The 7,419-nt window shown below is 70.2% G+C and carries 8 protein-coding genes; 3 read left to right on the top strand and 5 right to left on the bottom strand.

What is annotated here, in order from left to right:
* Both F4X11_12025 and F4X11_12020 read left to right on the top strand, forming a co-directional pair.
* Positions 1 to 614, top strand: a 614-nt coding sequence (locus tag F4X11_12025; GenBank protein MYN65740.1) for a PQQ-binding-like beta-propeller repeat protein, incomplete at its 5' end; no start/stop codon positions are given.
* Positions 440 to 1,696: a DUF2817 domain-containing protein gene (locus F4X11_12020; GenBank protein ID MYN65739.1), complete on the top strand. Its 1,257-nt coding sequence runs from the start codon at positions 440 to 442 to the stop codon at positions 1,694 to 1,696. The genes F4X11_12025 and F4X11_12020, both read left to right, overlap by 175 nt.
* Positions 1,697 to 1,738: 42 nt before the next feature.
* On the opposite strand, the gene F4X11_12015 is transcribed toward F4X11_12020, so the two are convergent.
* The 5 genes from F4X11_12015 to F4X11_11995 form a co-directional block, all read right to left on the bottom strand.
* Positions 1,739 to 2,395, bottom strand: coding sequence for a CoA transferase subunit B (locus tag F4X11_12015; protein ID MYN65738.1), 657 nt, complete (start codon positions 2,393 to 2,395; stop codon positions 1,739 to 1,741).
* Between the two features lie 64 nt (positions 2,396 to 2,459).
* Entirely contained in the window at positions 2,460 to 3,161 is a 702-nt protein-coding gene (locus tag F4X11_12010) for a CoA transferase subunit A (protein MYN65737.1), read from the bottom strand.
* A 41-nt stretch (positions 3,162 to 3,202) separates the two neighbouring features.
* Positions 3,203 to 4,099: an NAD(P)-dependent oxidoreductase gene (locus F4X11_12005; protein MYN65736.1), complete on the bottom strand. Its 897-nt coding sequence runs from the start codon at positions 4,097 to 4,099 to the stop codon at positions 3,203 to 3,205.
* Positions 4,099 to 4,830, bottom strand: a complete 732-nt coding sequence (locus F4X11_12000; protein MYN65735.1) for a DUF1698 domain-containing protein — start codon at positions 4,828 to 4,830, stop codon at positions 4,099 to 4,101. The genes F4X11_12005 and F4X11_12000 overlap by 1 nt, the downstream gene beginning before the upstream one ends.
* Positions 4,823 to 5,650 carry a M48 family metalloprotease gene (locus F4X11_11995; protein MYN65734.1) on the bottom strand — a complete coding sequence of 276 codons (828 nt, stop codon included), beginning with the start codon at positions 5,648 to 5,650 and terminating at the stop codon, positions 4,823 to 4,825. Before F4X11_11995 ends, F4X11_12000 begins: the two co-directional genes overlap by 8 nt.
* On the opposite strand from F4X11_11995, the gene F4X11_11990 reads away from it, so the two are divergent.
* Positions 5,634 to 7,373: a PQQ-binding-like beta-propeller repeat protein gene (locus F4X11_11990; GenBank protein MYN65733.1), complete on the top strand. Its 1,740-nt coding sequence runs from the start codon at positions 5,634 to 5,636 to the stop codon at positions 7,371 to 7,373. The two genes, F4X11_11995 and F4X11_11990, sit on opposite strands and share 17 nt — an antisense overlap.
* Positions 7,374 to 7,419 lie beyond the last annotated feature (46 nt).

Below are 7,419 nucleotides of genomic sequence, written 5' to 3'. Positions count from 1 at the left end.
GGGCCACGCACGTCGACCTGGAGACCGGCCGGCCGGTGCTGACCGACCTCTACCGCGACTTCCTCGCCGGCGAGGAGGTCTACATCTGGCCGTCGCGCGGCACCAACGCGGTCCCCATCGCCTTCAACCCCGACACCGGCCTCATCTACTCGACGACGTGGCACGTGCCGCGCATCCAGCGGCTCCTTCCCGAGCCCCAGGAATTCGTGCTCGGGGCGAGCTCCACCGGCGTCACCAACCGCTTTCCGCAAGTGGAGCCCGGCGACCTGCTCGGCCACATCGTGGCCATCGATCCGCTGACCGGCGAGAAGAAGTGGGAGATCCCGATGCACGACTTCCCCAGCTCGGCCGGCGTGCTCGCCACCGGCGGCGGGCTGCTGTTCACCGGGAAGATCACCGGTGAGTTCGTCGCCCTCGACGAGGACACCGGCGAGACGCTCTGGGAGTTCCAGACCGGATCCAGCGTGAACGCGACGGCGATCACCTACACGCTCGACGGTCGGCAGCAGGTGACGGTGGCGTCCGGGCTCGGGGGCGGTCTCGCCAACCGCTACGCCCGCGGCCTGGTGCCGGCGGGCGGCTCGATCTGGACGTTCGCGTTGATGCCGGAGTAACCGGCGGCGCCGTGTTCGATCCGTTCTCGGGAAGCTATCGGGCGGCCCGCGAGCGCTTCCGCGAGACCGCTCGCGCAGCGGCCGCGCCGCTTCAGCACCACCTGCTGGCTGGAGCGGGGCCGGACGGGCGCGAGCTGGCCATCGACGTGGCGCTGGTCGGGGCCCGGAACCCGCGCCGCGCGGTGGTCGTTTCGTCGGGGCTCCATGGCGTCGAGGGGTTCTTCGGGTCCGCCGTACAGCTCGCGTGGCTCAGCCGGCTGCGCGAAGGTGCCGTGTCGATACCCGGCGGCACGCTCGTCGTGCTGCTGCACGCGCTCAATCCCTTCGGCTTCGCCTGGCGGCGGCGCGCGAACGAGGACAACGTCGACCTCAACCGCAACTTCCTCGACGACGACGAGACGTACGCCGGCACACCTGACCACTACGGCCGGGTTCACGATCTGTTGAACCCTGCGACACCGCCGTCGCTACTGGACGCCTTCCGTCTGCGGGCGGCCTGGGCGGTTCGGCGTCACGGGCTGGCCGTTCTGCAGAACGCCGTCGCGACCGGCCAGTACGAGCACCCGTCGGGTCTGTTCTTCGGGGGGCGCGAGGCCACGGCGCCGACCCGTCTCATTCGGGAACGCTTCTGGAGCTGGACCCGGGCGGCGGACGAAGTGGTGCACCTGGATCTGCACACCGGACTCGGCGAGTACGCCGACTACCGGCTCCTGATCGAGCCGCCGCATGTGCACGATCTCGACTGGTACCGCGCGCGGTTCGATCCGGAACGCGTCGTTCCGGTCGGTCACGATACGCCCTATGCCGCGCGCGGCGTGATGGGTGCGTGGCTCGCCCGCCACGCCGGGCCGCGCGACTACCGCTTCGCCTGCCTGGAGTTCGGTACCTACGGGCCGTTGCGCGTGCTGGCCGCTCTGCGTGCCGAGAACCGGGCGCACCAGCATGCCACGCCCGCCGCCTCCGCATACGAGCGCGCGAAGCGGGAACTGGTCGAATGCTTCTGTCCGGCGAGCCGGTTCTGGCGCCGCAAGGCGGTCAACCGCGCGCTGGAGGTCGTCGAACAGGCCGTCGCATCGGGGTAGCCGGTTCACGCCGGATGCACGACAGCCACGAACTCGGTTGGCTCAGACCGCGATCTCCGGCACGTCGCCGCTCGTGATCAGCGCCGGCTCGGTCGCCGCGCGGATCTCGTCGACGGAGACGCCGGGCGCGCGCTCCAGGAGGTGCAATCCGTCCGCTTGCACTTCCATGACCGCCAGGGACGAGACGATCGTGTTGACGACCCCCTTGCCGGTCAGCGGCAGGCTGCACGCGTCGAGGATCTTCCTGTCTCCGCGCTTCGACAGGTGATCCATCACGATCAGGACCCGCTTGGCGCCGGAGACGAGGTCCATCGCGCCGCCCGGTCCCTTGACCATCGCCCCGGGGATCATCCAGTTGGCGAGGTCGCCGCTTGCCGAGACCTGCATGGCGCCGAGGATGGCGAGGTCGATGTGGCCGCCGCGGATCATGGCGAAGCTCTGGGCGCTGCTGAAGTAGCTGGCCCCGTCGACGGCGGTGACCGTCTCCTTGCCGGCGTTGATGAGGTCGGCGTCGATCTCGGCGTCGGTGGGGTAGGGGCCGATCCCGAGCAGGCCGTTCTCGCTCTGCAGCATGATGCTCACCTCCGGCGGGATGAAGCTGGCGCAGAGGGTCGGGATGCCGATGCCGAGGTTCACGTAGTCGCCGTCGTGCATCTCGCGCGCGGCGCGGGCGGCCATTTGCTCTCGTGTCAGGGCCACGTCGTCGCTCCTTCAGGATTGCATTCCGCGGCCGGTGCGGGTGCCGGGTCGTCCGCGCCGGATCCTACGCCGGCCGCGTCCGGCGGCGCTCGATGACCTTCGTCGGATCCTCGCCGACGACGATGCGGTCGACGTAGACCGCCGGCGTGTGGACCAGATGCGGGTCGAGCGCGCCGGCCGGCACGATCTCCTCGACCTCGGCGACCGTCACACGGCCCGCCTCGGCCATCGGCGGGTTGAAGTTGCGCGCGGTCATCCGGTAGACGAGGTTGCCCGCCTCGTCCGCCTTCCATGCCTTCACCAGCGACAGGTCGGCGTGCAGCGCGGTCTCGAGCACCTGCCAGCGGCCGTCGAGCTGCCGCGTCTCCTTGCCCGCGGTCAGCGGCGTGCCGTAGCCGGTCGGTGTGAAGAAGGCCCCGATACCGGCCCCGCCGGCCCGGATGCGCTCGGCCATCGTGCCCTGCGGGTTCAGCTCGACCTCGAGCGAGCCGTCGAGGAACTGACCCTCGAACGTCTTGTTCTCGCCCACGTAGCTGGCGATCATCTTCCGGATCTGCCGGGTGTCGAGCAGCAGCCCGAGACCCGCGCCGTCCACGCCGGCGTTGTTGCTGATGCAGGTGAGCCCCTTCACGCCCGAGTCGCGCAACGCGACGCACAGGTTCTGGGGCACGCCGCACAGCCCGAACCCGCCGACCATGATGGTCATGTCGTCGTGCAACAGGCCCTCGAGGGCGGCGGCCGAGCTGGCGTAGACCTTGCCGGGCATCGTTGTCTCTCGCGTGGAACCTGGGTCGGTCGGCGGTGGCGTCACGCCTTCATCGGTCCGCTGGGAATACCGGCGCCCTCGCGGACGAAACGCGCCAGGTTGGACATGTCCTCGTCACCGTAGCCCTGCGCGATCAGCGCGTCCTCGATGGTCGCTACGAGGCTCGCGATCGGCAGCGGCACCTGGAACTCGCGGGCGGCGTCGAGCGCGATCGCGAGGTCCTTGCGGTGCAGGCGGGTCCGGAAGCCGAGCGGGTAGTCGTCGTTCAGCATCCGGTCTGATCGGTTGCTGAGGACCCACGACGCGGCCGCGCCGCCGCCGATCGCCTCGACCACGCGCTCCGGATTCGCGCCAGCGCGACAGGCCAGGGTGAGCGCCTCGGCCAGCGCCATGTACGTTCCGGTGATTGCGACCTGGTTGGCCACCTTCGCGATCTGGCCGCATCCGACCGGTCCGATCCGGGTCACCGTGGCGCCGATGATCTGCAGCACCGGCTTCGCACGCTCGAAGTCTTCCTCGGTGCCGCCGCACATGATGGTGAGGGTGCCCTTGATGGCGCCCTCCGAGCCGCCCGATACCGGGGCGTCGACGTAGCCGATGCCCCGGGCGCGGAACTGTTCGGCGAGGCGGCGCGTCGCAACCGGGGCGATCGAAGAGCAGTCGATGACCAGTCCGCCCTCCCTCAGGCCGTCGATGACGCCGGAGCCGCTCTCGAGCAGCACGTGCTCGACGTCCGGGGTGTCGGAGACGCAACTGAGGACGATGTCGACATCGGACGCCGCCGCGGCCGGGCTGTCGGCGCGGGATGCTCCCAGCCTGACCACCGGCTCCTCCCGGCTCCGCGTCCGGTTGTAGACCGTGACCTCGCAGCCGGCCTTGATCAGATTGGTCGCCATCGGCGCGCCCATCGTTCCCAGGCCGAGCACGGCAAGCTTCATTACGTCCCTTGCTCCCTCGTCGTCGATGCGGACGATACGCGCGCGTGAACGATGCCCCGCCCCGACTGCGGGCGGTTGGTCACGAGCGCGACGAACTTCTTCCAGTAGCGAAAAGACGGGCTGTAGACCGTTTCGACTTCGCTGAATCCGACGGATTGTAGCATCTGCTCCAGCGCCGTCAGGGTCGGCATGGCGCACAGCTCGCCCGGCGCTTCCCGCGCGCCCTCGTCGCCCGGGAAGAACGGCACCAGCGGGTAGCGCTCGTGGACGAACGGCAACAGGACGTGGGTCTCGCAGATCAGCAGCCGCTTCGTGACCCGTGCGATCCGTTCGAGCGCGGCCAGCGGGTTCCGCAGGTGATAGAAGACGCCGAGCAGGAGCACGAGATCGAACTGTCCGATATCGTCCGGGTCGAGCTCGTGCACGTCGGCCCGCCGGTGCTCCACCGCCGAGCCGAGCCGCTCGTGCGCGGCCAGGAACTCGTCCATGCCGAAGCGGTCCCAGGCGAAGCTGTCCACCGCCAGCACCCGGTCGGCCCCGCGCCGCTCGCACTCGAACGAGAAGAAGCCGTGCCATGCGCCGACGTCGAGCACCGACCAGCCGGTGAGGTCGTCGGGAATCCCGAGTAGCCGCAGGCGCCGGGCGAAGCGGCGGCGGGTCCGTCCCTCGTGCGAGAGCGGCGACGCGCCGCTGTCGGGCCGGCTGATGATCTGGTGCGGCCGTTCACGCATGCGTTTCCAGCTTCAGGCGCTCGCGCAGGTGGTGGATGCGGTCGTCGACCGGTGGATGGGTCGACATGTAGGCGGCGAGGCCCAGCGGGTCGGACTCGTGCTCCATCCGGCGGAAGCGCTCCAGCATGCGGACGCAGCCCTGGGGATCGAAGGCGGCAGCCCGCATCAGGCGTCCGCCGAGCTCGTCCGCCTCGAACTCCTGCTCGCGCGAGTAGGCCCTCTCGAGCCACCCGACGCCGACCCGGCGCAGCCAGGGGGCCACGGTGCGACCGGCGGGAGTCGCCACCGAGACGGCCGACAGCGCCTTCTGGCTCCACTCGAGCTTGATGCGGTCGATGGCGTGCCCCCGGATCACGTGGGCCATCTCGTGGCCGATCACGAAGGCCAGTTGGTCGCGATCGCGGCCCGTCAGCTCGACCAGGGTCGGGGCCACGAAGATGTAGCCGCCGGGCAGCGCGAAGGCGGTGGGGTGGTTGCCCGCCGCGGCGGTCACCTCGAAGCGGTGGAGGGGATTGCGCACGCGCTCGGCCAGCGCCGCCGCCAGCTCGTCCAGCAGTCCCTGCACGCCCGGGTCGACCGGCCCCGGCGCCTGCTCGCGCACCGCCGCCGCCATCTCGCGGCCGAGTCCCTGTTGCGCCCGGATGGCGTCGTCCTCGCTGCCGGCGACCGAGTCCCAGATCAGCTTCGCCTTGCGGACCTGCCGGCCTGCGAGTCGGCCGAAGAGGTAGGAGGCGCTGCGAGTCACAGGAAGAGTGTAAACGCGACGCCGCGCGTCCGGAAGTGGAGCGGGCGGAGGCTGTGTCATGATGGGTGCCGTCATGAGCACGAGAATCGGCACGCTGTTGCTGCTGTTCGGCGCTGCGGTGGTCCTGGGCGCGAACGCCGTGCCGCTCCTTGCGCAGGAGCGGCCGTTCACCCCGGTCACGCAGGAGATGCTGCTCGATCCGGATCCGGCCGACTGGATCAACTGGCGGCGCACCCTCGACGGGTGGGGCTACAGCCCGCTCGACCAGATAGACACCGAGAACGCGCACCGGCTGCAGCTCGCCTGGTCGTGGGCCATCGGGACCGAGGGGCGGCCCGAGCCGAATCCGCTGGTCCATGACGGCGTGCTGTACATCGCCAGCCCCTTCGGCATCGTCGAGGCTCTCGACGCGGCCACCGGGGAGCTGCTCTGGCGCTACCGGCACGAGCACGAGGCCGAGGAGCTGACCGGCATCGTCACCACGCGCAATCTCGCGATCTACGACGACAAGGTCTATCTGACCACCGTCGACGCGCACGTCGTGGCCCTCGATGCCCGGACCGGCGACGTCGTCTGGAACGTCGCCGGCGCCGACTACCGGCTCGGGTTCCGCTACACCGCCGGGCCCATCGTCGTCGGCGGCAGGGTGGTGGCCAGCACCAACGGCTGCGAGCGCTTCCACGAGGCCAAGGACATGCCCTGCTTCATCTCCGCGCGGGACGCGCAGACCGGCGAGGAAGTGTGGCGGACTTCGACGGTGGCCCGGCCCGGCGAGCCGGGCGGCGACACCTGGGGCGATACGCCGCTGATGTTCCGCATCGGCGGCGACAGTTGGACCGCCGGCAGCTACGATCCCGGCACGAACCTCATCTACTGGGCGACGGCGCAGGCCAAGCCGTGGGCGCGGTTCCAGCGGGGGCATTCCGGCGACGCGCTGTACACGAACAGCGTGCTCGCGCTCGACCCGGCCAGCGGCGACATCGTCTGGTACAACCAGCTCCTGCCCGGCGAGACGCACGACATGGACGAGACGTTCGAGAACCTGCTGGTCGATCACGACGGGCGCCGTTCGCTCTTCAAGATGGGCAAGCTGGCGATTCTCTGGGAGCTCGACCGCGCCACCGGCCGCTTCCTGGCCGCGCACGACCTCGGATACCAGACGATTCTCGACGTCCACCCCGAAACCGGCGCGATCACCTACCGCCCCGGCATGATCCCGCAGGAAGGGGTGGAGCTGGAGTTCTGCCCCAGCGTGGCCGGTTTCAAGAGTTGGCGGTCGATGGCCTACCACCCGGATACGCAGGCGTTCTACGTGCCGCTGCTCGTGAGCTGCGAGCGGACCACCTTCGGGCCGGGACCGGAGCTCGTCGAGGGCGGGGGCGGCGTCGGCATCTCGCGCCGCGCGCACCTGATGCACCCGGAGCGGCCGGACGGCGTGGGCGAGCTCGTCGCCATCGACGTCGACGGCAACGTGCTGTGGCGCCACCGGACCCGCACCGCCATGGACAGCGCCGTGCTGACGACGGGCGGCGGCTTGGTGGTCGTCGGCGACTGGGACCGGAACCTGTACGTGCACGACGCGCGGTCGGGCGGGATCCTGTTCAGGACCCGGATGCCGAGCTCCGTTTCCGGGTTTCCCATCACCTACGCGGTGGAGGGGCGGCAGTACCTGGCGATTCCGGTCGGGACGGACCCTTCGCTGTGGAGCGGCATCTCGGGGCAGTTGACGCCGGAGAAGCAGCGTCCCGCCGGCGGGCACGGGATCTTCGTGTTCACGGTGGCCGACGATGCTCACTAGCCCGACAATCGTCGCCGAACGCGACCGCTGCGGTCGCGCTGCGGCC

It is taken from the genome of Acidobacteriota bacterium (assembly GCA_009861545.1).
GTDB lineage: Bacteria > Acidobacteriota > Vicinamibacteria > Vicinamibacterales > UBA8438 > WTFV01.
Note: the sequence above shows the minus strand (reverse complement) of the source record. Positions and strands in the feature narration are given on the sequence as shown.

Bases quoted from the DNA above. Each gene is read 5' to 3' on its own strand.
- F4X11_12010 (MYN65737.1), bottom strand. From the start codon at position 3,161: ATGCCCGGCAAGGTCTACGCCAGCTCGGCCGCCGCCCTCGAGGGCCTG.
- F4X11_12005 (MYN65736.1), bottom strand. From the start codon at position 4,099: ATGAAGCTTGCCGTGCTCGGCCTGGGAACGATGGGCGCGCCGATGGCG.
- F4X11_12000 (MYN65735.1), bottom strand. From the start codon at position 4,830: ATGCGTGAACGGCCGCACCAGATCATCAGCCGGCCCGACAGCGGCGCG.
- F4X11_11990 (MYN65733.1), top strand. From the start codon at position 5,634: ATGATGGGTGCCGTCATGAGCACGAGAATCGGCACGCTGTTGCTGCTG.
- F4X11_11995 (MYN65734.1), bottom strand. From the start codon at position 5,650: ATGACGGCACCCATCATGACACAGCCTCCGCCCGCTCCACTTCCGGAC.